Annotated in this window: 22 protein-coding genes, 1 pseudogene and 1 riboswitch; of the genes and pseudogenes, 18 read left to right on the top strand and 5 right to left on the bottom strand. The window is 72.7% G+C overall.

From position 1 onward, the window contains the following. Nucleotides 1–64 precede the first annotated feature (64 nt). Nucleotides 65–448: a hypothetical protein gene (locus ABTZ17_RS26895; RefSeq protein WP_352198307.1), complete on the bottom strand. Its 384-nt coding sequence runs from the start codon at nucleotides 446–448 to the stop codon at nucleotides 65–67. 186 nt (nucleotides 449–634) lie between these two features. Between ABTZ17_RS26895 and ctaE the strand changes: the two genes are divergently transcribed. The 6 genes from ctaE to ABTZ17_RS26865 all read left to right on the top strand — a co-directional run bounded on the left by ctaE (nucleotide 635) and on the right by ABTZ17_RS26865 (nucleotide 7,959). After that, the gene (gene ctaE, locus ABTZ17_RS26890) at nucleotides 635–1,255 is read left to right on the top strand and encodes an aa3-type cytochrome oxidase subunit III (RefSeq protein ID WP_352198306.1); all 621 of its coding nucleotides are present in this window, start codon (nucleotides 635–637) and stop codon (nucleotides 1,253–1,255) included. Between the two features lie 77 nt (nucleotides 1,256–1,332). Then, nucleotides 1,333–2,142 carry a cytochrome bc1 complex diheme cytochrome c subunit gene (gene qcrC / locus ABTZ17_RS26885; RefSeq protein ID WP_352198305.1) on the top strand — a complete coding sequence of 270 codons (810 nt, stop codon included), beginning with the start codon at nucleotides 1,333–1,335 and terminating at the stop codon, nucleotides 2,140–2,142. After that, nucleotides 2,139–3,197, top strand: a complete 1,059-nt coding sequence (qcrA, locus tag ABTZ17_RS26880) for a cytochrome bc1 complex Rieske iron-sulfur subunit (protein ID WP_352198304.1) — start codon at nucleotides 2,139–2,141, stop codon at nucleotides 3,195–3,197. The genes qcrC and qcrA overlap by 4 nt, the downstream gene beginning before the upstream one ends. Continuing rightward, a complete protein-coding gene (gene qcrB, locus ABTZ17_RS26875) occupies nucleotides 3,194–4,822 on the top strand; it encodes a cytochrome bc1 complex cytochrome b subunit (RefSeq protein ID WP_352198303.1) in 1,629 nt (542 codons plus the stop codon). The genes qcrA and qcrB overlap by 4 nt, the downstream gene beginning before the upstream one ends. Nucleotides 4,823–4,986: 164 nt before the next feature. Next, the gene (trpD, locus tag ABTZ17_RS26870) at nucleotides 4,987–6,075 is read left to right on the top strand and encodes an anthranilate phosphoribosyltransferase (protein ID WP_352198302.1); all 1,089 of its coding nucleotides are present in this window, start codon (nucleotides 4,987–4,989) and stop codon (nucleotides 6,073–6,075) included. Between the two features lie 105 nt (nucleotides 6,076–6,180). Further along, nucleotides 6,181–6,297, top strand: a riboswitch (SAM riboswitch). Nucleotides 6,298–6,525: 228 nt separating this feature from the next. Continuing rightward, nucleotides 6,526–7,959: an aminotransferase class V-fold PLP-dependent enzyme gene (locus ABTZ17_RS26865; protein ID WP_352198301.1), complete on the top strand. Its 1,434-nt coding sequence runs from the start codon at nucleotides 6,526–6,528 to the stop codon at nucleotides 7,957–7,959. Nucleotides 7,960–8,059: 100 nt separating this feature from the next. Here ABTZ17_RS26865 and ABTZ17_RS26860 read toward each other — a convergent pair whose 3' ends face one another. After that, nucleotides 8,060–8,341, bottom strand: coding sequence for an Lrp/AsnC family transcriptional regulator (locus tag ABTZ17_RS26860; protein ID WP_352198300.1), 282 nt, complete (start codon nucleotides 8,339–8,341; stop codon nucleotides 8,060–8,062). Beyond that, nucleotides 8,338–9,042 (bottom strand): rhomboid family intramembrane serine protease, encoded by a 705-nt coding sequence (locus ABTZ17_RS26855; RefSeq protein ID WP_352198299.1) that lies wholly within the window; start codon nucleotides 9,040–9,042, stop codon nucleotides 8,338–8,340. Before ABTZ17_RS26855 ends, ABTZ17_RS26860 begins: the two co-directional genes overlap by 4 nt. Nucleotides 9,043–9,197: 155 nt before the next feature. Between ABTZ17_RS26855 and ABTZ17_RS26850 the strand changes: the two genes are divergently transcribed. The 5 genes from ABTZ17_RS26850 to ABTZ17_RS26830 all read left to right on the top strand — a co-directional run bounded on the left by ABTZ17_RS26850 (nucleotide 9,198) and on the right by ABTZ17_RS26830 (nucleotide 14,745). Then, nucleotides 9,198–9,440: a hypothetical protein gene (locus ABTZ17_RS26850; RefSeq protein ID WP_352198298.1), complete on the top strand. Its 243-nt coding sequence runs from the start codon at nucleotides 9,198–9,200 to the stop codon at nucleotides 9,438–9,440. A gap of 49 nt (nucleotides 9,441–9,489) precedes the next feature. Next, entirely contained in the window at nucleotides 9,490–10,830 is a 1,341-nt protein-coding gene (locus tag ABTZ17_RS26845) for an NYN domain-containing protein (RefSeq protein WP_352198297.1), read from the top strand. A 273-nt stretch (nucleotides 10,831–11,103) separates the two neighbouring features. Beyond that, nucleotides 11,104–12,144 (top strand): C40 family peptidase, encoded by a 1,041-nt coding sequence (locus tag ABTZ17_RS26840; RefSeq protein WP_352198296.1) that lies wholly within the window; start codon nucleotides 11,104–11,106, stop codon nucleotides 12,142–12,144. Nucleotides 12,145–12,393: 249 nt separating this feature from the next. Beyond that, the gene (locus ABTZ17_RS26835; RefSeq protein WP_352198295.1) at nucleotides 12,394–13,434 is read left to right on the top strand and encodes a C40 family peptidase; all 1,041 of its coding nucleotides are present in this window, start codon (nucleotides 12,394–12,396) and stop codon (nucleotides 13,432–13,434) included. Between the two features lie 36 nt (nucleotides 13,435–13,470). Next, on the top strand, nucleotides 13,471–14,745 hold the full coding sequence (locus ABTZ17_RS26830; RefSeq protein ID WP_352198294.1) for a hypothetical protein: 1,275 nt from the start codon (nucleotides 13,471–13,473) through the stop codon (nucleotides 14,743–14,745). A gap of 291 nt (nucleotides 14,746–15,036) precedes the next feature. On the opposite strand, the gene ABTZ17_RS26825 is transcribed toward ABTZ17_RS26830, so the two are convergent. Beyond that, nucleotides 15,037–16,200, bottom strand: coding sequence for a glycosyltransferase 87 family protein (locus tag ABTZ17_RS26825; RefSeq protein WP_352198293.1), 1,164 nt, complete (start codon nucleotides 16,198–16,200; stop codon nucleotides 15,037–15,039). 68 nt (nucleotides 16,201–16,268) lie between these two features. Between ABTZ17_RS26825 and ABTZ17_RS26820 the strand changes: the two genes are divergently transcribed. Both ABTZ17_RS26820 and ABTZ17_RS26815 read left to right on the top strand, forming a co-directional pair. Continuing rightward, on the top strand, nucleotides 16,269–17,411 hold the full coding sequence (locus tag ABTZ17_RS26820; RefSeq protein WP_352198292.1) for a glycosyltransferase family 4 protein: 1,143 nt from the start codon (nucleotides 16,269–16,271) through the stop codon (nucleotides 17,409–17,411). 301 nt (nucleotides 17,412–17,712) lie between these two features. Then, nucleotides 17,713–19,328: pseudogene (locus ABTZ17_RS26815) on the top strand (GMC oxidoreductase). A 170-nt stretch (nucleotides 19,329–19,498) separates the two neighbouring features. Here the strand turns inward: ABTZ17_RS26815 and ABTZ17_RS26810 are convergent. Continuing rightward, nucleotides 19,499–21,295: an AMP-dependent synthetase/ligase gene (locus ABTZ17_RS26810; protein WP_352198291.1), complete on the bottom strand. Its 1,797-nt coding sequence runs from the start codon at nucleotides 21,293–21,295 to the stop codon at nucleotides 19,499–19,501. 288 nt (nucleotides 21,296–21,583) lie between these two features. On the opposite strand from ABTZ17_RS26810, the gene ABTZ17_RS26805 reads away from it, so the two are divergent. The 5 genes from ABTZ17_RS26805 to ABTZ17_RS26785 all read left to right on the top strand — a co-directional run bounded on the left by ABTZ17_RS26805 (nucleotide 21,584) and on the right by ABTZ17_RS26785 (nucleotide 26,059). Then, nucleotides 21,584–22,378 carry a metallophosphoesterase family protein gene (locus tag ABTZ17_RS26805; RefSeq protein WP_352198290.1) on the top strand — a complete coding sequence of 265 codons (795 nt, stop codon included), beginning with the start codon at nucleotides 21,584–21,586 and terminating at the stop codon, nucleotides 22,376–22,378. 111 nt (nucleotides 22,379–22,489) lie between these two features. After that, a complete protein-coding gene (locus ABTZ17_RS26800; RefSeq protein ID WP_352198289.1) occupies nucleotides 22,490–22,927 on the top strand; it encodes an SRPBCC family protein in 438 nt (145 codons plus the stop codon). Nucleotides 22,928–23,267: 340 nt separating this feature from the next. Continuing rightward, a complete protein-coding gene (locus tag ABTZ17_RS26795) occupies nucleotides 23,268–24,404 on the top strand; it encodes an ArsA family ATPase (RefSeq protein ID WP_352198288.1) in 1,137 nt (378 codons plus the stop codon). 136 nt (nucleotides 24,405–24,540) lie between these two features. Then, entirely contained in the window at nucleotides 24,541–25,056 is a 516-nt protein-coding gene (locus ABTZ17_RS26790; RefSeq protein ID WP_352198287.1) for a DUF5304 domain-containing protein, read from the top strand. A gap of 61 nt (nucleotides 25,057–25,117) precedes the next feature. Continuing rightward, on the top strand, nucleotides 25,118–26,059 hold the full coding sequence (locus tag ABTZ17_RS26785; protein ID WP_352198286.1) for an ROK family glucokinase: 942 nt from the start codon (nucleotides 25,118–25,120) through the stop codon (nucleotides 26,057–26,059). Nucleotides 26,060–26,106 lie beyond the last annotated feature (47 nt).

The raw sequence follows: 26,106 nt of genomic DNA, 5'->3' as shown, positions 1-26,106 counted from the left end.
AGCCCTGGGACCCGACTACCGTCACATCACCTTCGACGCCCGCGCCCGCGGCAAGTCCGGCCGCTCAGCCGACTACTCCTTCGAAGCCTGCCTCCACGAACTCGACCGGATCCACCGGCAGCGTCACCGCCCGGTCCGCCCGGCTCCAGGTGGCCAGCCAGGCGTCCTGCGGCCGCCCGATCAGCAGCAGCACCGGCGGGCACCGGAAGACCTCGTCCTTGATCTGCCGACACACCCCCATGCCGCCCGCGGGCACGGCCTCGCCGTCCAGCACGCACACGTCGATCCCGCCCTCGTCCAGGGCCTTCAGCACCGCGGGCAGCGTCGCGCACTCCAGGAACTCCACCGGTGGCACGTCCGCGGCCGGCCTGCGCCCGGACGCCAACCGCACCTGCTCCCGGGTGTTGGCGTCGTCGCTGTAGACCAGAACCCTCGCAGTCGCCCGCATCGTTCCTCCACGCGTCCCATGAATCACGGTGATGTTGGGCCGGATGCTACTCCGACTCTCCCGTCCCGAGGACCGGTTCGCGGACCCTCCGATCGGCCCTTCCGATGGGCCGTTCGGGCAGTGCACACCCCGCTGACACTCCGAACGGCACCCCCCGGGGTGAGGGCGGGATAAGCGACCGACATAATGTCGGTCGTGGCGACAGCAACGACAGTAGATACCGGGCACGCGCACCCGACGGTCAACAGGCCGAACCTCGTCAGCGTCGGAACCATCATCTGGTTGAGTTCCGAGCTGATGTTCTTCGCGGCCCTTTTCGCGATGTACTTCACCCTGCGATCGGTGACGGGCACCGAGTTCTGGACGGAGAAGGCAGACCTTCTCAACCTCCCGTTCTCGGCGACGAACACCACGATCCTGGTGCTCTCCTCCCTCACGTGCCAGCTCGGCGTCTTCGCCGCCGAGCGCGGTGACGTGAAGAAGCTCCGCACCTGGTTCGTGATCACCTTCGTGATGGGTGCGATCTTCATCGGCGGCCAGGTGTTCGAGTACACCGAGCTGGTCAAGCACGAGGGCCTCTCGCTCTCGTCCGACCCGTACGGCTCGGTCTTCTACCTGACCACCGGCTTCCACGGACTCCACGTGACGGGCGGCCTCATCGCCTTCCTCCTGGTCCTGGGCCGGACGTACGCGGCCAAGAGGTTCACCCACGAACAGGCCACCTCGGCCATCGTCGTGTCCTACTACTGGCACTTCGTCGATGTCGTCTGGATCGGCCTCTTCGCAACGATCTACCTGATCAAGTAGCGATCACGCCGCCGGGCACGACCCGGCACACCATCCAGCAAGCACCGACGCAGAAGATCCTGACACCGGGGTAATCCGTGAAAAAGCTCTCCGCACGACGACGCCATCCGCTGGCGGCGGTCGTCGTTCTACTCCTCGCGCTGGCGGCCACTGGGGGGCTCTACGCCGCGTTCGCGCCCGCGGGCAAGGCACAGGCCGACGAATCCGCCCAGTCCCTCGCCATCGAGGAGGGCAAGAAGCTCTACGCCGTGGGCTGCGCAAGCTGCCACGGGTCCGGGGGTCAGGGTTCGTCTGACGGCCCGAGCCTGGTGGGCGTCGGCTCTGCCGCCGTCGACTTCCAGGTGAGCACGGGCCGTATGCCCGCCCAGCAGCCCGGCGCCCAGGTGCCGAAGAAGAAGAACATCTACACCCAGGCGCAGATCGACCAGCTCGCCGCGTACATCGCCTCCCTCGGCGCCGGCCCCATCACGCCGACCGAGAAGCAGTACGACCCGGCCGGCGCGGACATCGCCCGCGGTGGCGAACTGTTCCGCAACAACTGCGCGCAGTGCCACAACTTCACCGGTGAAGGTGGCGCCCTGACGCACGGCAAGTACGCCCCCAACCTGGCGGACGTCTCGCCCAAGCACGTCTACGAGGCCATGCTCACCGGCCCGCAGAACATGCCCTCCTTCCCGGACAGCACGATGCCCGAGCAGCAGAAGCGGGACATCATCGCGTACCTGGAGACCGTCAACGGTGAGAAGGCGGAGAGCCCCGGCGGCCTGAAGCTCGGCGGCCTCGGCCCCGTCTCCGAGGGTCTCTTCGGCTGGATCTTCGGCCTGGGTTCGCTGATCGCTGTCGCCGTTTGGGTCGCGGCCCACACCGCAAAGGCCAAGAAGTCATGAGTAGCCAAGAGATTCCCGAAGAGAAGCACCTGCCGAGCGAGCAGGGCGACGCCCACCACGGCACCGTCGCGGTGAAGGACGACCCGTTCGCCGACCCCGGCCTGCCGGCCCACAAGCCGCGCATCCAGGACATCGACGAGCGGGCCGCCAAGCGGTCCGAGCGCACCGTGGCCCTGCTGTTCACGGTGTCGATGCTGGCCACGATCGGCTTCATCGCCTCCTACGTGACCATCCCGGTCGACAAGATCGTCTACATCTTCCCGATCGGGCACGTGAGCGGACTGAACTTCGCTCTCGGCCTGACCCTGGGTCTGGCGCTGTTCTGCATCGGCGCCGGTGCGGTCCACTGGTCCCGCACCCTGATGTCGGACGTCGAGATCGCCGACGAGCGTCACCCGATCGCGGCCGAGCCCGAGGTCAAGGAGAAGCTCCTCTCCGACTTCGCCGACGGTGTCAAGGAATCCGACATCGGCCGCCGCAAGCTGATCCGCAACACGATGCTCGGCGCGATGGCCATGGTGCCGCTCGCCGGTGTGGTGCTCCTGCGCGACCTGGGCCCGCTGCCCGAGGACAAGCTGCGCAAGACCCTGTGGGCCAAGGGCAAGCTGCTCATCAACCAGAACACGATGGAGCCGCTGCGTCCCGAGGACGTCGCCGTCGGTTCGCTGACCTTCGCCATGCCCGAGGGCCTGGAGGAGGACCAGCACGACTACATGTCGCAGATCGCCAAGGCCGCCCTGATGATCGTCCGGATCCAGCCGGAGAACATCAAGGACAAGAAGGAACTGGAGTGGTCCCACGAGGGCATCGTGGCCTACTCCAAGATCTGCACCCACGTCGGCTGCCCGATCAGCCTGTACGAGCAGCAGACCCACCACGTGCTCTGCCCGTGCCACCAGTCCACTTTCGACCTCTCCGACGGTGCCCGCGTCATCTTCGGCCCCGCCGGTCACGCTCTCCCGCAGCTGCGGATCGGCGTGAATGACGAAGGCTTCCTCGAGGCGCTCGGCGACTTCGAAGAGCCCGTCGGCCCTGCTTTCTGGGAGCGCGGATGAGCACGACCACTGCCAACGATCAGCGGAAGGCCCCGGCCGGCGAGCGCGTCGCCGACTGGGCGGACGGCCGCCTGGGCATCTACACCCTGGCCAAGTCCAACATGCGGAAGATCTTTCCGGACCACTGGTCCTTCATGCTCGGCGAGATCTGCCTCTACACCTTCATCATCATCATCCTGACGGGCGTCTACCTGACCCTGTTCTTCCACCCGAGCATGAACGAGGTCGTGTACCACGGCTCGTACGTGCCCATGCAGGGTGTCCGGATGTCCGAGGCGTACGCCTCGACCCTGGACATCAGCTTCGACGTGCGCGGCGGTCTGCTGATCCGGCAGATCCACCACTGGGCGGCCCTGATCTTCGTGGCCGCGATGATGGTGCACATGATGCGCGTCTTCTTCACCGGCGCGTTCCGCAAGCCGCGTGAGGTCAACTGGGTCTTCGGCTTCCTGCTGCTGGTCCTCGGCATGTTCACCGGTTTCACCGGTTACTCCCTGCCGGACGACCTGCTCTCGGGCACCGGTGTCCGCTTCATGGAGGGCGCGATCCTGTCCGTGCCGATCGTCGGCACGTACCTGTCGTTCTTCCTCTTCGGCGGCGAGTTCCCCGGCCACGACTTCGTGGCCCGGTTCTACTCGATCCACATCCTGCTGCTGCCGGGCATCATGCTCGGCCTGCTGGTGGCCCACCTGATCCTGGTCTTCTACCACAAGCACACCCAGTTCGCGGGCCCCGGCCGCACGAACAACAACGTGGTGGGCATGCCGCTGCTGCCGGTCTACATGGCCAAGGCCGGAGGCTTCTTCTTCCTGGTCTTCGGTGTCATCGCGGCCATCGCGGCGATCGCCTCGATCAACCCGATCTGGGCGCTCGGCCCGTACGTCCCGGACCACGTGTCCACGGGCGCGCAGCCGGACTGGTACATGGGCTTCTCCGAGGGCCTCATCCGTGCCATGCCGGGCTGGGAGATCAACCTCTGGGGCCACACGCTGGTCCTGGGCGTCTTCGTCCCGCTGGTGATCTTCCCGCTGGTGCTGGCCACGATCGCGGTCTACCCCTTCGTGGAGTCCTGGGTCACCGGCGACAAGCGCGAGCACCACATCCTGGACCGCCCGCGCAACGCCCCGACCCGTACCGCCTTCGGTGTGGCCTGGCTGACCTGGTACGTCATCTTGCTGATCGCCGGTGGAAACGACATGTTCGCGCAGTACTTCCACCTGTCGATCAACGCCATCACCTGGTTCACCCGGATCGGCTTCTTCGTGGGCCCGGTCATCGCGTTCGTCATCACCAAGCGGATCTGCCTGGGTCTCCAGCGCCGCGACCGCGACAAGGTGCTGCACGGCCGCGAGACCGGCATCATCAAGCGGCTCCCGCACGGTGAGTTCGTCGAGGTCCACGAGCCGCTGCCGGCCGCCAAGCTGCACACGCTCACGGCGCACCACCAGTACCAGCCGGCCGAGATCGGCCCCCTGGTCGACGAGAACGGCGTGGAGCGCAAGGTGAACCGCCTGGAGAAGACCCGGGTGAAGCTGAGCAAGGCGTACTACGGTCAGGACAACCAGATTCCGAAGCCCACGGCGGAGGAGTTCAAGGAGATCCAGAGCGGCCACGGCCACCACTGATCCCCGCTGATCGCAGCTTCGGCTGAACCGGCCGGATCCCCTCCGGTCGCAGACTGATCGCCACGGCGAGAGCCCCGTCCACTCGGTGGACGGGGCTCTTTGCCGTCTCCGGGGCTGGATAGGCTGGGGCCCTTACTTTTCGGCTGTGGACCCAGGAGTGGACCATGAACGTTGTGACCCCGGCAGGCGGCGACAGCGTGGCGGACCGGTCCTGGCCGGCCGTTCTCGAAACCCTCGTCGCCGGGCGTGACCTGACCGCGGACGACACCGCCTGGGCCATGGACCGGATCATGCGGGGGGAGGCCACCGACGCCCAGATCGCGGGCTTCGCGGTGGCCCTGCGCGCCAAGGGCGAGACCGTCGAGGAGTACACCGGTCTCGTGCGGACCATGTACGCCTACGCCAATCTGATCGAGGTCCCGGGCCGCACGGTGGACATCGTCGGCACCGGCGGCGACGGCGCGAAGACCGTCAACATCTCCACCATGTCCTCCATCGTGGTGGCGGGCACCGGCGCCAAGGTGGTCAAGCACGGCAACCGCGCCGCCTCCTCCGCGAGCGGGGCCTCCGACGTGCTGGAGAAACTCGGCGTCAACCTGGACCTCACCCCGGCCCGGGTGGCGCAGGTCGCCGAGGAGGCGGGCATCACCTTCTGCTTCGCCGTGAAGTTCCACCCGGCGCTGCGGTACGCCGCCACGGCCCGCAAGGACCTCGGGATCCGCACCCCGCTCAACTTCCTCGGCCCGCTGACGAACCCGGCCCGGGTCCGGGCCCAGGCCACCGGGGTCGCGGACGCCCGGATGGCCCCGATCATGGCCGGGGTGCTCGCCGAACGGGGCTCCTCCGCGCTGGTCTTCCGCGGGGACGACGGCCTGGACGAGCTGACCACGACCGCCACCTCCCGGGTCTGGTGGGTCCGTGACGGGGCCGTGGAGGAGCTCGCCTTCGACCCGCGGGACGTGGGCATCGAGCTGGTGGACGTGTCCGCGCTGCGCGGGGCCGACGCCTCCTACAACGCCGACGTGGCGCGGCGCCTGCTGGCCGGTGAGACCGGCCCGGTCCGTGACGCGGTGCTGCTGAACTCGGCGGCCGCCCTGGTGGCCGTGGACGGCATCGACGGGGCCGAGCCCCGGCTGGGCTCCGGCTCCCTGGAGGAGCGGCTGCGGGCCGGCATCGCCCTGGCGGCCGAGTCGGTGGACTCCGGCTCCGCCCGGGCCGCCCTGGAGCGCTGGGTGGCCGTCAGCAACGCCTGAGCGCCCGGCGCACGGCTTCTCCGTGCGTGCCCTCCGCGCCGAGCCCCGGTCCGCATCGCGGACCGGGGCTTGCGCGTACCGGATCTTGTGGCAGGATGCATGGCAGGTCACGAGTGACAGCGTTGAGGCCCCGGCTTGCTGTCCGGCAACCCTCCGTCCGTGGCGGGGTGCCCCGGGTGATGACCAGGCCGCAGGCAGCGAGGTCTGCGGCAAGCGCGGACCCCTCGAACCACCAGGGGTCCTGGTCCTCGAGGAGCGTTTTCCGTGAGCAAGCGAATGCGATAGGCGCGTAGCGCCCTTTCTTCACCCTCCGCCCGGGCCGGGCTTCCGTGCCCCCCGCCGCGTCGAGGCACCACCCCGTACCGCCGTCCGCCGTTCCGGAGCCCCGGAGCGCCGCGCCGTACGGGTCCGTCGAAGCCATTCCGCACTGCCCCACCGGGAGATTCCGCCATGTCCGCGTACCCGCACGCCGCCGTCACCACCACCCCCGCCGCCTCCGTCCCGGCCCCCGCCTGCTGCGTCGAGGGCGCCGACCCCGCCTGCGCGGCCCACGGCTCCGCCCCGCTGCTGCCCGTCCTCGGCCGGGACGTGACCGTGCCCCTGGTGACCGGTGGCGAGGTGACCTACGCGGCCCTCGACTACGCCGCCAGCGCCCCCGCCCTCCAGCGGGTCTGGGACGACGTGGCCGCCTACGCCCCCTACTACGGCAGCGTGCACCGGGGGGCCGGGTACCTCTCGCAGCTGTCCACGGACCTGTTCGAGCAGAGCCGGGCCACCGTGGCCGAGTTCCTCGACTGCCGCCCCGCCGACCAGGTGGTCTTCACCCGGTCCACCACCGACTCCCTCAACCTGCTGGCGCGGGTGATCCCGGCGGGCTGCGAGGTGTTCGTCTTCGAGACCGAGCACCACGCCTCGCTGCTGCCGTGGCGGGACGCCCGGGTGACGTACCTGAACGCGCCGCGCACCCCGGCCGAGGCGGTGGCCACCCTGGAGCGGGCGCTCGCGGGCCGGGACCCCCAGGGGCCGGCGCTGGTGTGCGTGACCGGGGCCTCGAACGTGACCGGCGAGCTGTGGCCGGTGAAGGAGCTGGCGGCGGCGGCGCACGCGCACGGCGCCCGGATCGTGCTGGACGCGGCCCAGCTGGCCCCGCACCACCCGGTGTCGGTGCGGGAACTGAACGTGGACTGGGTGGCCTTCTCCGGCCACAAGCTGTACGCGCCCTTCGGCTCGGGCGTGCTCGCGGGCCGCGCCGACTGGTTCCAGGACGCCGAGCCCTACCTCGCGGGCGGCGGGGCCTCCCGCAAGGTGGCGCGGCGCGAGGACGGCGGGGTGGAGGTGGAGTGGCACACCACCGCGGCCCGGCACGAGGCCGGCTCCCCGAACGTCATCGGCGTCTACGCCATCGCCTCGGCCTGCCGGGCGCTGAAGGAGGCCGGGTTCGAGGGCCTGGTGGCCCGGGAGCAGGAGCTGGTGGCGCGGGTGCGGGCCGGGCTGGCGGAGGTTCCGGAGGTCAAGGTGCTGTCGCTGTTCGGGGACGAGGCGCCGCGGGTCGGGGTGATCTCGTTCGTGGTGCAGGGCTGGAACAGCTCGCACTTCGCGGCGGCCCTGTCCGCCGAGTACGGCATCGGGGTCCGGGACGGGCTCTTCTGTGCGCACCCGCTGGTGCGCACCCTGCTGGGCAGCGAGCCGCAGGAGCCGGGGGAGTGCGGGGCGCCGGAGGCGGCCCCGGGCGAGCGCTCGCTGAACGCGATCCGCGTCAGCTTCGGCGCGGGTACCCCGGACGAGCACGTGGAGCGGTTCGTGCGGGCCGTCAAGGAGCTGGTGTCGGACGGCGCCCGCTGGCAGTACCGCACCGAGGACGGCCGCTGCGTCCCGGCGGTCTGAGCCGTACGGCCGCGGGGCCGCGGTGGGGGGACGGAACGGCCTGTTCCGTGCCCCCCACCGCGGCCCCGCGCGTGTCCCGGGCCCGATCCGGCGGGATGGCTCAGGCGTCCAGGCCGATGGCGAAGGCCGCTTCCAGGTCGTGCTGGGAGTAGGTGCGGAAGGCCACGTGGGTGTCGGTGGCCTCGACGCCGGGGATCTTGCTGATGCGGCCCGGGATGATGTCGGCGAGGTCGTCGTGGCGGGCCACCCGGACCAGGGCGATGAGGTCGTAGGTGCCGGTGACGGAGTAGACCTCGCTGACGTTCTCCAGGGCCGCGATCGACTCCGCGATCTCGGGGATCCGGTCCACGCTGGTCTTGATCAGGACGAGAGCGGTGATCACGGCGGGTTGTCTCCCTCGGTGGCCGGTACTGGGCTGCTCACTCTAGTCGTACGCCGATAGCACACCCAGGCGTGGCAGAACCCCAGGGTGAAGCCCGACAGGTGGGCCAGGTAGGCCACCCCGGGGCCGCTGCCGGCGCGCTGCGCGGCCAGCCACTGGAGCACGAACCAGAACACCAGCACGATCCAGGCGGGGAAGCGCAGGGGCAGGAAGAAGAGGAACGGGAAGACGCTGGTGACCCGGGCGCGGGGGAAGAGGCACAGGAAGGCGCCGAGGATCCCGGAGATGGCCCCGGAGGCCCCGACCAGGGTGCGGTCGGAGGCGGCGTTGGCGGCGGCGTAGGCCACCAGCGAGAGGTAGCCGCAGACCAGGTAGAAGAGGGTGAAGGGGAGCCGGCCCATGCGTTCCTCGGTCATCACGCCGAAGACGTAGAGGAAGAGCATGTTGCCGAGCAGGTGCAGCCAGCTGCCGTGCACGAAGAGGGCCGTGAGCGGGGTGAGCGCGGTGCGGAGCGAGGGGGTGAACAGCTCGGCGGGGACCACGCCCCAGCGCCGCAGGTAGGCGTCCTGGGCGTCGAGCAGCTCCGGGCCGGTGGTCGTGGGCGCCCCGAAGCCGGAGAGCGGGCTCAGCAGGAAGGCGAGGGAGCAGGCCGCGATGAGCGCGTGGGTGACCACGGGGCCCCGGAACCACCGTGCGGTCATGCTTGCGATCATGGCCAGAGCATGGCGTACGGGGAGGAAGCGGACGGGTTGCCCCGCCGTGTCTCGCATGGAGGACGGGGGCCCGCGCGGCACCCCCCACAGGCCGTAGGGTTACGAGCGGTACTCACGCACCCTGCCTAGGAGAGAGCGACCCGATGACGACGGTTCCCCTGCCGACCGATGCGACGCGCTGGCGCTGCACCCTGTGCGGCAACCTGACGCGGTTCGACGTCACCCGTTCGTCGAAGGTGGTGGAGTACGTCCACCTGGACCTCGCCGGAGCGCCGAAGGTGGAGGAGCGCGAGGTGCTCAGTGAGACCATCGAATCGGTCCGCTGCCGCTGGTGCAACGCGGTGGACCGGATCGAGCTCGTGGACAGGCCGGGCGCGGACTCCTGAGGGAGGCGTGGCCCGGATGGTGGTTCTCTCACGGTAGGGGTGACGGATTGTGGACGCTGCAAGCGGTGGCGACGCCGCGGAGGCGCTCGACCGCCCGCTGCCGGAGGGCGTGCGGCGCCGGGTCGTCGCGTTCGTCTCGGACGCCTTCGGCGGGTTGACGGTCGCGGACCTGCCGGCGCAGCTGCGCCAGTACGCCCGTTTCACGCCGACCCGGCGCGCGAAGTTCGCCGGGAACGCCATGGCCGCGGCCCTGGAGAGCGACGCGGTCTTCCGCGGGCGGATCGGGGAGCGGCTGCGGGAGGCCCAGCCGGAGCTGGCGGCCGCCCTGGAGGCGGGGGCCCCGCCCGCGGCGGCCGATCCCCTGGACGTGGCCGCCGCGGCCTACGTGCTGCGCCCCCCGGGCTGGGTGAAGCTGGTGGCCGCCGCGGGCGAGGAGGTCCAGCGGGCCGACGCCGAGCGGGCGGGCGAGGAGACCCAGCGGGAGCTGGAGCGGCTCCGTGAGGAGCTGGCGCACCTGAAGGAGCAGCAGCGCACGGACGGCGGGCAGCTGCGCCAGGAGCTGGAGGTCGCCCGCAAGGACGCCGAATCGCTTCAGCGCAAGCTGCGCAGCGCCCAGAACGACGTCAAGCGCGGGGAGGCCGCGCTCCGCAAGGCGGCCGTGGAGTCGGACGGGGTGCGCGCCGAGGCCGCGGCCCAGGTGGCGGCGGCCGAGAGCGAGTCGCGGCGGTTGAAGGCCCGGCTGGCGGAGACCGAGTCGGCGTTGGAGGCCAGTCGTCGGGCCGGTCGTGAGGGCCGCAGCATCGAGGACATGCGGGTGCGCCTGCTGTTGGACACCGTCCTGGACGCGGCGCAGGGCCTGCGGCGCGAACTGGCCCTGCCCCCGGTGTCGGTGCGGCCGGCCGACACGGTGGACGCCGTGGAGCCGGGCCGGATGACGCCCAAGGACATCGCGGCGCGGGCCCTGTCGGAGACCGACCCGGCCCTGCTGGACCAGCTGTTGGCGCTGCCGCAGGCCCATCTGGTCGTGGACGGCTACAACGTCACCAAGACCGGTTATCCGACGATGCCGCTGGAGCAGCAGCGGCTGCGGCTGTTGGGCGGGCTCTCCATGCTGGCCGCGCAGACCGGCGCGGAGATGACCTGCGTCTTCGACGGCGCGGAGCTGGCGGCCCCGGTGTTGCTGGCCCCGCCGCGCGGGGTGCGGGTGTTGTTCTCCAAGCCCGGGGTGACGGCCGACGAGCTGATCCGGCAGTTGGTGCGGGCGGAGCCGCCGGGGCGTCCGGTGGTGGTGGCCTCCACCGATCGCGAGGTGGCGGACGGCGTGGCCAAGTCCGGTGCCCGGCCGGTTGCTTCGGCTTTGCTCCTGAAGCGGCTTTCGCGCATCTCTTAACCCCTGGGCGGTATGCCCGTTTTCGTGGAACGGTCCGTCAAGTCGCCGCTACGCGCTGTGGGCTGTTGGTAAAGAAGCGGGAGTCGCCGGGAGTTTTTTCTGATCGGGATTTGAACTGATCACAGGAAGGTCACTAGGGTCTGGGTTCAAACCTTCGTGCGGTTGATCACTCATTCGGGGTGGCGGGCGGAGGTCCGCCGAGTCTTGGGTTCATTCGGGTCCCCGTGTGACCGGGCGTTCGTTCGGCGGCTGAGGAAGAAGGAGCTCGCCCCCGTGGCGTCCCACCGTCGACCCAAGCAGCCGACCCGCGCGCGCGTGACCGTGCTCACCGCCACCGCCGCCGCGGCCGTGGCCCTCTCCTCCCAGGGCGCCTCCGCCGCCCCCGCCAAGCCCTCCAAGGACGAGGTCAAGGCGAAGGTCGACGCCCTCTACGAGCAGGCCGAGCAGGCCACCGAGAAGTGGAACGCCGCCGAGACCCAGCAGGAGAAGCTCCAGCAGCAGATCGGAGCCCTCCAGGACAAGGTCGCCCGCGGCCAGGGCGAGCTCAACGACCTGCGCGCCACGCTCGGTTCGATGGCCAGCGCCCAGTACCGCTCGGGCGGCATGGACGGCTCGATGCAGCTCTTCCTCTCCGCGGACCCGGAGGAGTACCTCGACAAGGCCTCCGTCCTCGACCAGCTCGGCGCCCGCCAGGCCGACGCGGTCACCAAGATCCAGGCCAAGCAGCGCACCCTCGCGCAGCAGCGCCTGGAGGCCGCCGGCAAGCTCAAGGACCTCGCGGAGACCCGCAAGGAGCTCGGCGAGAAGAAGAAGCAGGTCCAGACGAAGCTGGCCGAGGCGCAGAAGCTCCTCAACACCCTGACCGCCGCGGAGAAGGCCAAGCTCGACGAGGAGGAGGAGCGCGCCAGTCGCGGCTCCGGCGGTGGCGGCGACAACTCCCGCCCCGACCTCGGCAACGTGAAGGGCTCCGGCTTCGCCGGCAAGGCCCTGGCCGCCGCGAAGACCAAGGTCGGCTTCCCGTACATATCCGGCGCCGAGGGCCCCAACGCCTTCGACTGCTCCGGCCTGACCCAGTGGGCCTACAAGCAGGCCGGGATCGGGATCTCCCGCGTCACCTTCACCCAGATCAACGACGGCACGCGGATCTCCCGCAGCCAGCTCCAGCCCGGTGACCTGGTCTTCTTCTACGGCGACCTGCACCACGTGGGCCTGTACGCCGGCAACAACATGACGCTGCACGCCTCGAACCCGCGCAGCGGCGTCAAGTACGAGTCCATGGACAACATGCCGTTCCAGTTCGGCGTCCGCATCTGACCTGCCGCGACAACTCCGGTCAAGACGCGCCGACACCGCCCATCCGGGCGAATTGCGGCACGCCCCGATGACCCCGCGCCCCGCCGGTGACCTGTGCTCTCCGGCGGGGCGTCACTGTGCGTGCCCGTGACGGTCGTTGGTCGGGGTGTGTCCGCGCGGCTACTGTCTGCCAGCGCGGCAACCGGCCCACGGCCGTCCACGGGGGGCGGACCCGGGAACCGCGCAGCGGAAGGGAGTGTGCGGATCCCCGTGGCGTCCCATCGTCGGCCCGTGTCCTCGGGTTCGGACCTGAGCACCAAGGTCACCGTGCTGTCCGCGGCCGCGGCCACCGCGGCGGCCGCCCTGTCCGCAGCGACCCCCGCCGTCGCCGCCCCCTTCGAACCGGGCGCCGGTGAGGCCCGCACCCGGGTCGACCGGCTCTTCGAGGAGGCCGAACAGGCCACCGAACGCTTCAACAAGGCCGGGGAGCGGGCCACTCGGCTCCGCTCCGAGATCCGCCGGGTCCAGGACGCGGTGGCCCGCGGCCAGGACCGCATCAACACCATGCGGGGCGTGCTCGGCAGTTACGCCGGGGCCCAGTACCGGGCGGGCGGGGTGGACCCCGCCGTGGAGCTGATGCTCTCCGAGGACCCCGACGACTACCTCGACAAGGCCGCCACCCTGGACCGGCTCACCAGCCGCCAGACCGGCAAGCTCGCCGAACTCCGCGAAGCCCAGCGGAAACTGGCCCAGCAGCGGCGCGAGGCCGGGGTGAAGCTCGCCGAACTCGACGGGCTGCGCGCCGACGTGGCCCGACAGAAGCGGGCCGTCACGGCCAAGCTGGCCGCCGCCCGGCGCATCCTCAACGCCATGTCCACCGACGAGCGGGCCGCCTTCGACCGCGCCGGGCGCTCCTCGGACCGGACGACGTCCCTGCCCGAGATCTCCGGCGGGGGAGCCGTCTCCGGCCGGGCCTCCGCGGCCGTGGCCGCCGCCCGCGCCGCCGTCGGCCGTCCCTACGTGTGGGGTGCCACCGGGCCCTCCGGCTTCGACTGTTCCGGGCTGATGGTCTGGTCGTACCGGCAGGCCGGGGTCTCCCTGCCGCGGACCTCGCAGGCCCAGCGGTACGCGGGCCGGCAGGTCCCGCTCTCCGAGGCGCGCCCCGGAGACCTGGTCACCTACCGCTCGGACGCCAGCCACGTCGGCATGTACGTGGGCAACGGACAGGTGGTCCACGCCCCCTACCCGGGCGCCCCCGTCCGCTACGACCCGGTCGGCATGATGCCGGTCGCCTCCGTCACCCGCCCCTGAGGCGGCGCCGCCCGGAACGGTCGTACGATCGCGGGCATGGCGGAACGGGACGGGTCCGGCCGGGCCGGTCGCCCCGCCGGTGGCGGACGAGCGGTGCGGCGGCCCGCGCGACGGGCGCCGCGCGTGGTGCGCGCGTCGTGCGCGGCGGTGCTGCTGCTGGTCGCGCTCGCGGGGTGCGGCGGGTCCGCCGGCGCGGACCGGGCCGCCTCCGGACGGGTGTCCGCGGAGACCGAGCGGCAGGTCCGGGCGGCCCTGGAGCGCTGGTCCGCAGCCGTACTGGCCCGGGACCCCGCCGCCCGGCTCGCCGAGGACGCCCGACCGCAGGCCCGCGCCCTCTTCGACCGCACCGCCGGGGTGCCCTTCGCCGTCTGGGAGTACCGGCTCACCGGGGTCCGCCGGGACGGCGGGCGGCTCCGCGCCGAAGCCGAGCTCCGCTACCGGCTCGCCGGACACGACACGGTCCCCGTCACCACCGCCCGGACGCTGGAGCTCACCGACGGCGGCGCACGGCCCCGGATCGCCGCCGACCGGCCCGCCGACGGCACCGCGCCCCAACTGTGGGACCTCGGGCCGGTCACGGCCGTCTCCGGACGGTCCGCCCTGGTCCTCGGCACCGGGCAGCCGCGCGCGACCCTGGAGGAACTGGCCCGGACCGCCGACGCGGCCGTACCGGAGGTCTCCGCGGCCTGGCGGGGCCCCTGGCCCGGCACGGTGGTGGTCCTCGCCCCCGGCACCCTCGGACAGCTGGCCGCCGTGCTCGGGGCCCCGGAGGCCGAGTACCGGGGGCTCGCCGCCGTCACCACCGGCAGCACCGGCGACGGGCCCGCGCCGGCGGACCGGGTCGCCGTCAACCCCGAGGCGTACGCCGGGCTCAGCGCGGCGGGCCGACGGATCGTCCTGGCGCACGAGATCACGCACGTGGCCACCCGGGACGCGACCGGGCCCCGCACCCCGCAGTGGCTCTCCGAGGGCTTCGCCGACTGGGTGGCCTACCGGAACGGCGGCCCGCCGGTGCCCGCGGCGGCGGCCGAGCTGGCCCGGGAGGTCCGGGCCGGGCGGCTGCCCGGCGACCTGCCCGCCGACCGCGACTTCGCCTTCGGCGGGGATCCCGCCGCCACCGCGCGCGCCTATCAGGGGGCCTGGCTGGCCTGCCGGACGATCGCCGAACGGTGGGGCGAGGAGAAGCTGCTGCGGTTCTACCGCGTGGCGGGGGAGGAGGGGCCGGACCGGGCCCTCGCGGAGGTGCTCCGCACGGACCGGGTCGCCTTCGCCGCGGCTTGGCGCGCGGAGCTGCGCCGAACCCTGTCCTGACGGGGCGCGGCCGGGTGGTGGTGCCTTCCGTCCGGTGCTCGGCCGCGCCTCCGGGAGCGCCTCAATCGCCGGCGGGGCTTGAACGGGGCTCGTGTCGTCGTTCGTCTCGTCGACCACCATCAAGGCCGCGCGGCGGTTGAGCGCGTCCGTGAGGTGGGGCCGAACGCGGACCGGTGGCCACATGCAGCCCGCGCGGCGGTTGAGCGCGTCTGTGACGGGGGTCGGGAAGTGGACGGGAGCACCCACTCAGCCCGCGCGGCGATTGAGCGCGGAAGGGGAGGCGGGGCTCGGTCACGGGGTGGGGAAGGGGACGCGGGCCGGCTCCCGGCAGGGCACGGTGTCGAGCCATAGCGCCCGGCAGGCGATCACGGCCGCGGCCACCAACAACCCGTTCCGCACCGCGAGCAACGCGATGCCGCCCCACCCGCTGTGCACCACTTCCGAGAACCACACCGGGAACTCCAGGAAGGTCGGGGGCACCGCGGCGAGCACCAGCCAGGCCGGCCGTTCCATCCGGGTGGACCGCAGGGTCAGGCAGACCGCGGCGAGGCCGATCAGCCAGACGAGGTACTGGGGGCTGAGCACCCGGCTGGTCGTCGTGAAGAGCAGGACCGCCGCGAAGGCCGCGTCCGCCGTGGTGTGCGGGTGCCACCGCCGGACCCGCAGCCGCCAGTACACCAGCCAGCCCAGCCCCAGCAGGGTCAGCGCCAGGGCGGCCCGGCTGATGAGGGAGACGTACGGGCCCAGGAACTCCACCGAGCCGTAGTTCATCTGCACCCGGCCCTCCCAGCCCAGGTGCCGGGCCACGTGGAAGACCAGGGCGCCCAGGGACTCGACCTCGGTGCCCCGGTCGCGCTGGAAGGTCAGGAAGGCCAGGGCTCCGGGCATGGTCGCGGTGAAGCCGATCAGGAGCACCGCGGCGGTCACGGCGGCCGCGCGGAAGGCGGACCGTTCCCGGACGCCCGCCAGCAGCAGCACCGGCCACACCTTCAACAGGGCGCCCAGCGCGATCAGCGGGCCGCGGACCCGTGGCAGCAGCAGGGCGGCCATCGCGACCGCCGTCACCATCAGGTCGTAGCGGGCGTACACGGTCGGTCCGAGCAGCGGCAGGCCGATGGTCCAGGCCCAGGCACCGAGGCGGCGCCGCCCGGCCCGCCGGCCTTCCCGTACCAGCAGAGTCGTGACCACGGCGTCCGTGAGCAGGGCCAGGACGAAGAAGGCGGTGGCGTAGCCGAGGAAGGGCAGCAGGGCGGGGGAGAGCACCGCGAGGGCGGCCCCGGGCGGGTACTGCCAGGTCACGTCGTCCAGGGGGAAGGTGCCGGTGCGCAGCACCCGGTACCAGCCCTGGTAGATCACGTGCACGTCGGTGGTGACGTCGGGGCCGGGCACCACGACCACCCGGAACACGCACAGGAGCAGCAGGGCCCGGGTCGCCGTCCAGGCGGTCAGGAGCATCGCGCCATGATGCCCGGCGGTCGGGCCCGGGAGCCGTCAGGCGCGGCCGTTGGGTACTGTCGCTGACGATGCACAAGACCCTGATCGTGACCAACGACTTCCCGCCCCGCCCCGGTGGCATCCAGGCCTTCCTGCACAACATGGCCCTGCGCCTGGACCCGGAGCGGATCGTCGTCTACGCCTCCACCTGGAAGCGGGGCGCCGAGGGCCGCGAGGCCACCGCCGCCTTCGACGCCGAGCAGCCCTTCCGGGTGGTCCGGGACCGGACCACCATGCTGCTGCCCACGCCCCGGGTCACCGCGCGGGCCACGGCGCTGTTGCGGGAGCACGGCTGCCGTTCGGTGTGGTTCGGGGCGGCCGCCCCGCTGGGCCTGATGGGGCCGGCGCTGCGTCGGGCCGGCGCGGAGCGGCTGGTGGCCACCTCGCACGGGCACGAGGCGGGCTGGGCGCAGTTGCCGGTGGCGCGGCGGCTGCTGCGCCGGATCGGCGAGGGCACGGACACGATCACCTATCTGGGCGAGTACACGCGGTCGCGGATCGCGGGGGCGCTCACCCCGGAGGCGGCGGCGCGGATGGTGCAGCTGCCGCCGGGGGTGGACGAGAAGACCTTCCACCCGGACTCGGGCGGGGCCGCGGTCCGGGCCCGGCTGGGGCTGGCCGACCGCCCGGTGGTGGTGTGCGTCTCCCGGCTGGTGCCGCGGAAGGGGCAGGACACGCTGGTGCGGGCGATGCCGCGGATCCTCGCGGAGGTCCCGGACGCGGTGCTGCTCATCGTGGGCGGCGGCCCGTACGAGCAGGAGCTGCGGAAGCTGGCGGCGGGCACGGGGGTGGCGGACTCGGTGCGGTTCACCGGGGCGGTGCCGTGGGCGGAGCTGCCCGCGCACTACGGGGCGGGCGACGTGTTCGCGATGCCCTGCCGGACCCGTCGGGGCGGCCTGGACGTGGAGGGGCTCGGCATCGTCTACCTGGAGGCGTCCGCGACCGGACTGCCCGTGGTGGGCGGGGACTCCGGGGGCGCGCCGGACGCGGTGCTCCCGGGGGAGACCGGCTGGGTGGTGCGGGGCGGCAGCGCGGAGGAGTCCGCGGATCGCGTGACGGCCCTGTTGAAGGACCCGGAGCTGCGCCGCCGGATGGGGGAGCGGGGCCGGGCCTGGGTGGAGGAGAAGTGGCGCTGGGACCTGCTCGCCGCGCGCCTGGAAGAGCTGCTCTGACCGCCCCCGCGGCCGTCCTCCTCGCGGGAGGCGCCCGAGCGGGCACGAGCTGACCCCGGCGGACGGTCCCGTGCCGTCCGCCGGGCCGCCGCCCTTGCCGTCCGCGGGGCCGTCCGTTGCCCTCGCGCTAGCCCCGAGCCCTCGCCCCGGGCCCTCGCCCCGGGCCCTCTCTCGTGCCCGTGCCCTCGCCTCGCCCGTGCCCTCAGGCCGTCCCGGCGACCGCCGGCACATCTGACTGTCTCTCGGATGTCTGTCAATACCGCGCCTGTGCGGACGGCCCGATTCCGCCCATGATGCGGCCATGACATCAAAGCTGACGCGCCGTCATCTCCTGGGTCTCGGCGCCCTGCAGACCGCCGCCGCCCTCGGCTTCACGAGGATCGGCCTGGAATCGGCCGCCGCCGCCGAACCCCCGCCCCGCTCCTACGCCCCCGCCGTGGTCGTCGGCTCCGGCTACGGCTCCGCGGTGGCCGCCCTCCGGCTCGGGCAGGCCGGAATCCCCACCGTCGTGCTGGAGATGGGCCGGCTCTGGGACACCGCCGGACCCGACGGGAAGGTCTTCCCCGCCACCTCCGCCCCCGACCACCGCTCCATGTGGTTCCGCACCCGCACCGAGGCCCCGCTGGCCCAGTTCCTCTGGTTGGACGTCGTCAACCGGAACATCGACCCCTACCCCGGGGTCCTGGACCGGGTCGGCTTCGGGGCCATGTCCGTGTACGTGGGCCGCGGGGTCGGCGGCGGCTCTCTGGTCAACGGCGGGATGGCACCCACCCCGCGGCGCTCCTACTTCACCGAGGTCCTGCCCGCGGTGGACGCCGACGAGATGTACGGCACCTACTTCCCGCGGCCCGCCGGATGCTCGGCGTCAACGACGTCGACCCGGCCTGGTTCGAGTCCACGGAGTGGTACCGCTTCGCCCGAGTCTCCCGCAAGCACGCCCAGCGCACCGGCCTGCGGACCGTGTTCGTCCCCAACGTCTACGACTTCGGGTACATGCGCCGCGAGGCCGCCGGCCAGGTGCCCCGCTCGGCCCTCGCCGGAGAGGTGATCTACGGCAACAACCACGGCAAGAACAGCCTCGACCGGACCTACCTCGCCGCGGCCCTCGGCACCGGCAACGTCACCATCGAGACCCTCCGGAAGGTCACCGGCCTGCGCCGCGAACCCGACGGTACGTACGTGCTCACCGTCAGCCGGATCGACCTCACCGGCCGGGTCGTCGACGTCCGCAGGATCGGCTGCCGGCAGCTCTTCCTCGGCGCGGGCAGCCTCGGCACCACCGAGATCCTGCTGCGCGCCCGCGAGACCGGCGCGCTGCCCGCCCTCGACCCGGAGGTGGGGCGCGGCTGGGGCCCCAACGGCAACGTCATGACCGCCCGCGCCAACCACCTGTGGGACACCGTCGGCGCGAACCAGGCCACCATGCCCGCCCTCGGCATCGACGACTGGGACAACCCCGCGAACCCCGTCTTCGCCGAGATCGCCCCGCTGCCCATGGGGCTGGAGCACTGGATCTCCCTGTACCTGGCGATCACGAGGAACCCGGAAAGGGGCAGCTTCCGCTACGACGCGGCCACCGACTCCGCCAAGCTCGACTGGACCAGGGACCAGAGCGCCCCCTCGGTGGCCGCCGCGAAGAAGCTCTTCGACCGGATCAACCGCACCAACGTCACCGTCTACCGGCACGACCTGTTCGGCGGGAACCGGGCCTTCGCCGACGACTTCACCTACCACCCGCTGGGCGGCTGCGTCCTGGGCCGGGCCACCGACGCGTACGGCCGGGTCAAGGGCTACGACGGGCTGTACGTCACCGACGGCTCGCTCGTGCCCGGCTCCCTCGGGGTCAACCCCTTCGTCACCATCACCGCGCTCGCCGAACGCACCATGGAACGCGTCCTCGCCGAGGATCCGCGCTGAACCGGCGCCCTTCCCCCGCACCGGCACCACCGGCACCACCGGCGCCACCCGCACCGGCCCTCCGTCGCCCGCACCCGGCGGCCGGCCGCGCCCGCACGGGCCCCGGGAACGGCGAGGCCCCGCGGAGCCCGAAGGCGCCACGAGGCCCGAGGATCCCGCCCGAGGCCGGATCAGCCGTGGTACAGCGCCTCGATCTCGTCCGCGAAGTCCTTCGCGACGACGTTCCGCTTGAGCTTCAGCGAGGGCGTGATGTGCCCGGACTCCTCGCTGAACTGCGAGCCCAGCACCCGGAACTTGCGCACCGACTCCGCCTTGGAGACCGCCGCGTTGCCGTCGTCCACGGCCTTCTGCACCGCCGCCAGCAGCTCCGGGTCCTCCCGCAGCCGGTCCGCGGTGATCCCGGCGGGCTTGCCGTGTTCCTCCGCCCAGCGACCCAGGAACTCCTCGTCCAGGGTGACCAGCGCGCCGACGAACGGCCGGCCGTCGCCCACCACCATGCACTCCGCGACCAGCGCGTGCGCCCGGATCCGGTCCTCGATCACGGCCGGGGCCACGTTCTTGCCGCCGGCGGTGACGATGATCTCCTTCTTGCGGCCGGTGATGGCCAGGTAGCCGTCCTCGTCCAGGGTGCCGACGTCACCGGTGTGGAACCAGCCGTCGGTCAGGGCCTCGGCGGTGGCCGCCTCGTTCTTCCAGTACCCGCTGAAGATGTGCTCGCCGTGCAGCAGCACCTCGCCGTCGTCGGCGATGCGCACCACGGAGCCCGGCAGCGGCTGGCCGACCGTGCCGATCTTCTGCCGGTCCCACGGGTTGAAGGCGGTGGCCGCGCAGGACTCGGTCAGGCCGTAGCCCTCCAGCACCGTGAAGCCGATGCCGCGGAAGAAGTGGCCCAGCCGCTCGCCCAGCGGGGCGCCGCCGGAGATCGCGTACTCGCCCCGACCGCCGAGCACCGCGTGCAGCTTGGAGTAGACGAGCTTCGAGAAGATCCGGTGCTTCAGGCGCAGGCCGAAGCCGGGACCCGTCGGGGTGTCCAGAGCGCGGCTGTAGGCGATCGCGGTGTCGGCGGCGGCGTCGAAGATCCGGCCCTTGCCGTCGGCCTGCGCCTTGGCGCGCGCCGAGTTGTAGACCTTCTCGAAGACCCGGGGCACGCCCAGGATCAGGGTGGGCCGGAAGCCCGACAGCTCCTCGGTGAGGTTCTTGATGTCGGGGACGCAGCCCAGCCGGATCGGCGCCAGCACCGACGCCACCTCGACCAGCCGCCCGAACACGTGGGCCGCCGGGAGGAAGAGCAACACCGAACACTCGCCGGTGCGGAACAGCGGCTTCAGCCGCTCCACGACGTTGCCGCACTCCGCGAAGAAGTTGCGGTGGGTCAGCACGCAGCCCTTGGGACGGCCCGTGGTGCCCGAGGTGTAGACGATGGTCGCCGGGTCGTCGGCGTTGGCGAGCGCGCTGCGCTCGTCCACCAGCGCGTCCGGGACCTCCGCGCCCGCGACCCGGAGCTGCTCCAGCGCCCCGGACTCGATCTCCCACACGTGGGCGAGCCCGTCCAGCCGGTCCCGCAGCCCCGCGAGGGCGGCACTGTGACCGGGCCCCTCGACCACGGCCGCGACGGCGCCGGAGTCGCTCAGGATCCACTGGATCTGCTCGGCCGAGCTGGTCTCGTACACGGGCACGGTCACGCCGCCCGCGGTCCAGATCGCGAAGTCCAGGAGCACCCACTCGTAGCGGGTGCGGGAGATCAGGGCCACCCGGTCGCCCGGGTTCACCCCGGCCGCGATCAGGCCCTTGGCGGTGGCGCGCACCTCGGCCAGGAACTCGGTGGCGGTGACGTCCGTCCACACCCCGTCGACCTTGCGGCCCATGACGGCGGTGTCCGGATGCTGCGCGGCGTTGCGGCGGACGAGATCCGTGAGGTTGCCGTCGGACGGGACCTCGTACAGGGCCGGAAGGCTGAACTCGCGCAAGACTGCTGCTCCTCTGGGCGCCATCGCCACGATGCGGACCGACCGGACGTTACCCACCGGTAGTGCGTTCCGGATAGAGGGAACCGGCCAGATGTTCCGTGCGTCACACACTGGGGCATTTCCCGGCCGACAGTAGTCGACCCCGCTCGCAACTCGGAAGTAACCGCAGGTAGGGCGGGTTCCACCAGGGACTTCCCGGCCCGCCCGGCCCGGCCCGCCGGGCCCGCTTCCGGTTCCGGCCCGGCACCCTCTACCGGCCGTCCAGCCGGCCGCCCTAGGGTGATCGTCATGGGTGCGATCAGGGGCAGGACCAGGGGCAGGACCAGGGTCCACGTCGTCAGCGACGTGCACGGCAACACCGAGGCACTGGCCCGGGCGGGCGAGGGCGCCGACGCGCTGATCTGCCTCGGGGACCTCGTCCTCTTCCTCGACTACGCCGACCACTCCCGGGGGATCTTCCCCGAGCTCTTCGGCGAGGAGAACGCCGACCGCATCGTCGCCCTGCGCACCGCCCGCCGCTTCGACGAGGCCCGCGCCTTCGGCCGCGAGCTCTGGGCCGGACTCGACCGCGAGGCCATGATCACGGCTGCCGTCCGCAAGCAGTACGCCGAGATGTTCGCCGCCTTCCCCACCCCCACCTACGCCACCTACGGGAACGTGGACATCCCTCCGCTGTGGCCGGAATTCGCCCGCCCCGGCACCACCGTCCTCGACGGCGAACGGGTGGAGATCGGCGGTCTGGTCTTCGGCTTCGTCGGCGGCGGCCTGCCCACCCCCATGCGCACCCCCTACGAGGTGCCCGAGGAGGAGTACGCGGCCAAGGTCGAGGCCCTCGGGGAGGTGGACGTGCTCTGCTCCCACATCCCCCCGGAGGTCCCCGAGCTCTGCTACGACACCGTCGCCCGCCGCTTCGAGCGCGGCAGCACCGCCCTGCTCGCGGCGATCCGCCGGACCCGCCCCCGCTACGCCCTCTTCGGCCACGTCCACCAGCCGCTGGCCCGCCGCATGCGGATCGGCGCCACCGAGTGCGTCAACGTCGGTCACTTCGCGGCCACCGGGCGCCCCTGGGCCCTGGAGTGGTGACCACCCTGGAGTGGTGACGGGCGCCGTGCGCGGTAGCCTTCACGCGGTGTCCCCCGGGGCACCGCATTGCCGCGTCCATCCCCGCGTACCAGCTCTGGAGGAGCCCCAGCGATGGCGGAACACACCAGTTCGAGCATCACGATCGAGGCGGCTCCGGCCCAGGTCATGGCCGTGATCGCCGACTTCGCCCGCTATCCGGAGTGGACGGGAGAGGTGAAGGAGGCCGAGGTGCTGGCCACCGACGCGCAGGGCCGCGCCGAGCAGGTCCGGCTGCTGCTGGACGCGGGCGCCATCAAGGACGACCACACCCTCGCCTACACCTGGACCGGGGCCGACGAGGTCAGCTGGACCCTGGTCAAGTCCCAGATGCTGCGCGTCCTCGACGGCTCCTACCGGCTGGCGCCGCGGGCCGGGGGCGGTACCGAGGTGACGTACTCGCTCACCGTGGACGTGAAGATCCCGATGCTCGGGATGATCAAGCGGAAGGCCGAGAAGGTCATCATCGACCGGGCCCTGGCCGGTCTGAAGAAGCGGGTCGAGTCCGCCTAGTCCACGCGCCGCGCGGGGCGCTCTCCCCACCCCGCCCCTTCCCGAACCCGGGGCTCCGCCCCGGACCCCCTCGACCCGCCCGCTGCGCGGGCGGTGCGCCTCAATCGCCGGCGGGGCTGGAATCGCCGAGCGATTCCGCTCCGCCGACGATCGAAGCGGCCGTGAGCCGCACTCGAACGCCCACGGGGGCACGTTCCAGCCTCGCCGGCGATTGAGGTGCGGGGGTCCGGGGGCGGAGGCCCCGAAGGGGTCCGGGGCGGAGCCCCGGGAGCGGGGAGGGGCGGGGAAGGCCCCGCGCGGCGGAACCCGTCCGTATCCGATCCAGCCCCGCCGGAGCACCATGCGCATCCTCCTCGTCACCGGCCCCGGCGGCTCCGGCCGCACCACCGTCGCCGCCGCCACGGCCCTCGCGGCCGCCCGCCGGGGCGACCGGGTCCTCCTCACCGGCGAGGACCCGACCACCGGGCTCCCCGGGGTGGAGACGGCCCGCCTCGATCCCGACGCCCGGTTCCGGGCCGAGATCGCGGCCCTCCAGGAACGCGGCAGCGCCGTCCTCGACCTCCTCGGGGCCCGGCCGCTCCAGGCCGAGGAGCTGACCGCGGTCCCCGGCGCCCTCCAGTTCGCCCTGCTGCGGACCCTCCGCCGGGCCGCCGAGTCCGGCGCGTACGACCTGCTCGTCGTCGACCTGCCGCCCGTCCGCGAGGCCGTGGAGCTGCTCGCGCTCCCCGCCCAGCTCCGCCGCTACCTGCGCCGCCTGCTGCCCGCCGAACGGCAGGCCGCCCGCTCCCTGCGACCGGTGCTCGCCCAGCTCGCCGGGGTGCCGATGCCCGCCCAGTGGCTGTACGAGACCGCCGCCCGCTGGGACGAGGAGCTGGCCGCCGTGCAGCGGGCCGTGGAGTCCGGGTCCGCCGCCGTCCGCCTGGTGGCCGAGCCCGGACCCGCCGGGTCCGCCGCCGTCCGCTCCGCCGTCACCGGCCTGGCCCTGCACCAGCTGCCCCTGGACCTGCTCGTCGCCAACCGGGTGCTGCCCCGCGACTGCGCCGACCCCTGGCTCGCGGGCCTGCGCGCCCAGCAGGACAAGTGCCTGACCGAATGGGCCGCGTACGGGCCCGGCATGCCGCGGGAGCTGCCCCATCTCGGCCGCGACCCGCAGGGCCCCGAGGACCTGGCCCTCCTCGACCCCGGCACCGGCACCGGTGCCACCCGCCCCGACTGGCCGGTCGAGGACCGGCGGGCCGAGGACGGCGTCCTGGTCTGGACGGTCCCACTGCCCGGGGCCACCAAGGAAGGGCTGGAACTGGTCCGGCGCGGGGACGAACTCCTCCTCGCCGCGGGACCCTTCCGCAGGATCGTTCCGCTGCCCGCCGCCCTGCGCCGCTGCACCGTCTCCGGGGCCGCCCTCACCGACGGGGAACTCCGCATCCGCTTCACGCCCGACCCCGGCCTGTGGCCCGCCGGGTCCCGGAACACGGCCTGATCGCCCCGCACGGGGGACCCCGGACCCCTGAACCGGGTGCCCCCGTTCGGGTAAGGTCGAAAGGGCGGGCCAGGCCCCGGCAGCACGGCAGGAGCCGCCCATCCCTTCCAGCCCGCACGCAGTCCCGGGAGTCGTCATGAGCGAGGCCACCGACCGTCCCACCGACGAGGACGCCTGGGCCCGCGCCTGCGCCGAGGACCTCGCCGCCGAACAGGCCCGCCGCCGGGCCGACCGGGCCGGGCACGAGGAGCCCACCGGCAGCGCCGCCGAGGAACTGCTCAAGCTCGTCGACGCCGTCACCGACCGGATGTCCGCACTGAACAACCCGCTGTTCGGGGCCGTGGCCCAGGAAGCCGTCCGCTCCTTCGTCACCCAGGCCAAGACCGCCGTGGAGCCGGTCATCGAACGCAACCCGCAGGTCTTCGACCACCTCGCCGCCGCCGGATCCGAACTCCTCGCCGCCTACCGCTCCGCCGTCGAGGGCCACGAACGCCGCTGGACCCGAGGCGCCCAGGACCCCGCCCGCCCCGCGGGCGGCCCCGCCCCGACCCCCGCCGACGGCCCGGACAAGGCCCCCGGCGCGGGGACCGACAAGGGCGACGGCCCGGACGACCCGGACCCCGGCCGGACCGAGCGCATCGACCTCGACTGACGGGCCCCCCGCCCCGTGTACCGTTGGCCGTGGCGGGGTTTGACCGGAAACCGAGGGACTAATGGGACTCACCATCGGCGTCGACATCGGCGGCACCAAGATCGCGGCCGGAGTGGTCGACGAAGAGGGCACCATCCTGGAGACGTACAAGGTGCCCACCCCGTCCGGAGCGGACGGCGTGATCGAGGCGATCTGCACCGCCGTCGCCAACGTCAGCAGCGGACACACCATCGAGGCCGTGGGCATCGGTGCCGCCGGATACGTGGACGACAAGCGCGCCACCGTCCTCTTCGCCCCCAACATCAACTGGCGCCACGAACCGCTCAAGGACAAGGTCGAGCAGCGCATCGGCCTCCCCGTGGTCGTCGAGAACGACGCCAACTGCGCGGCCTGGGGCGAGTACCGCTTCGGCGCCGGACAGGGCCACGAGGACGTCATCTGCATCACCCTCGGCACCGGCCTCGGCGGCGGCATCATCATCGGCAACAAGCTCCGCCGCGGCCGCTTCGGCGTCGCCGCCGAGTTCGGCCACATCCGGGTCGTCCCGGACGGCCTGCTCTGCGGCTGCGGCAGCCAGGGCTGCTGGGAGCAGTACGCCTCCGGGCGCGCCCTGGTCCGCTACGCCCGGCAGCGCGCCAACGCCACCCCCGAGCGCGCCGAGATCCTCCTCGGCCTCGGCGACGGCACCGTGGACGGCATCGAGGGCAAGCACATCAGCCACGCCGCCCGCCAGGGCGACCCGGTGGCCGTGGACTCCTTCCGCGAACTGGCCCGCTGGGCCGGCGCCGGCCTGGCCGACCTCGCCTCCCTCTTCGACCCCTCCGCCTTCATCGTCGGCGGCGGCGTCTCCGACGAGGGCGAACTCGTCCTCGACCCCATCCGCAAGTCCTTCCGGCGCTGGCTGATCGGCGGCCAGTGGCGTCCGCACGCCCAGGTCCTCGCCGCCCAGCTCGGCGGCAAGGCCGGCCTCGTCGGCGCCGCCGACCTGGCCCGCCAGGGCTGACCACCACGGGCACCCCGACAGCCGCCCGCCGCGCCCCCTGGGGGAGC

It is taken from the genome of Streptomyces sp. NPDC097619, from assembly GCF_040302735.1.
In the GTDB taxonomy this organism is placed as follows: Bacteria; Actinomycetota; Actinomycetes; order Streptomycetales; family Streptomycetaceae; genus Streptomyces.
The sequence above is the reverse complement of the archived record's forward strand: the minus strand, read 5'-3'. Positions and strand labels throughout refer to the sequence as shown.

Bases quoted from the DNA above. Each gene is read 5' to 3' on its own strand.
- ABTZ17_RS26895 (WP_352198307.1), bottom strand. From the start codon at position 448: ATGCGGGCGACTGCGAGGGTTCTGGTCTACAGCGACGACGCCAACACC.
- ctaE (WP_352198306.1), top strand. From the start codon at position 635: ATGTCGGTCGTGGCGACAGCAACGACAGTAGATACCGGGCACGCGCAC.
- qcrA (WP_352198304.1), top strand. From the start codon at position 2,139: ATGAGTAGCCAAGAGATTCCCGAAGAGAAGCACCTGCCGAGCGAGCAG.
- qcrB (WP_352198303.1), top strand. From the start codon at position 3,194: ATGAGCACGACCACTGCCAACGATCAGCGGAAGGCCCCGGCCGGCGAG.
- trpD (WP_352198302.1), top strand. From the start codon at position 4,987: ATGAACGTTGTGACCCCGGCAGGCGGCGACAGCGTGGCGGACCGGTCC.
- ABTZ17_RS26865 (WP_352198301.1), top strand. From the start codon at position 6,526: ATGTCCGCGTACCCGCACGCCGCCGTCACCACCACCCCCGCCGCCTCC.
- ABTZ17_RS26855 (WP_352198299.1), bottom strand. From the start codon at position 9,042: ATGACCGCACGGTGGTTCCGGGGCCCCGTGGTCACCCACGCGCTCATC.
- ABTZ17_RS26850 (WP_352198298.1), top strand. From the start codon at position 9,198: ATGACGACGGTTCCCCTGCCGACCGATGCGACGCGCTGGCGCTGCACC.
- ABTZ17_RS26830 (WP_352198294.1), top strand. From the start codon at position 13,471: ATGGCGGAACGGGACGGGTCCGGCCGGGCCGGTCGCCCCGCCGGTGGC.
- ABTZ17_RS26825 (WP_352198293.1), bottom strand. From the start codon at position 16,200: ATGCTCCTGACCGCCTGGACGGCGACCCGGGCCCTGCTGCTCCTGTGC.
- ABTZ17_RS26820 (WP_352198292.1), top strand. From the start codon at position 16,269: ATGCACAAGACCCTGATCGTGACCAACGACTTCCCGCCCCGCCCCGGT.
- ABTZ17_RS26805 (WP_352198290.1), top strand. From the start codon at position 21,584: ATGGGTGCGATCAGGGGCAGGACCAGGGGCAGGACCAGGGTCCACGTC.
- ABTZ17_RS26800 (WP_352198289.1), top strand. From the start codon at position 22,490: ATGGCGGAACACACCAGTTCGAGCATCACGATCGAGGCGGCTCCGGCC.
- ABTZ17_RS26795 (WP_352198288.1), top strand. From the start codon at position 23,268: ATGCGCATCCTCCTCGTCACCGGCCCCGGCGGCTCCGGCCGCACCACC.
- ABTZ17_RS26790 (WP_352198287.1), top strand. From the start codon at position 24,541: ATGAGCGAGGCCACCGACCGTCCCACCGACGAGGACGCCTGGGCCCGC.
- ABTZ17_RS26785 (WP_352198286.1), top strand. From the start codon at position 25,118: ATGGGACTCACCATCGGCGTCGACATCGGCGGCACCAAGATCGCGGCC.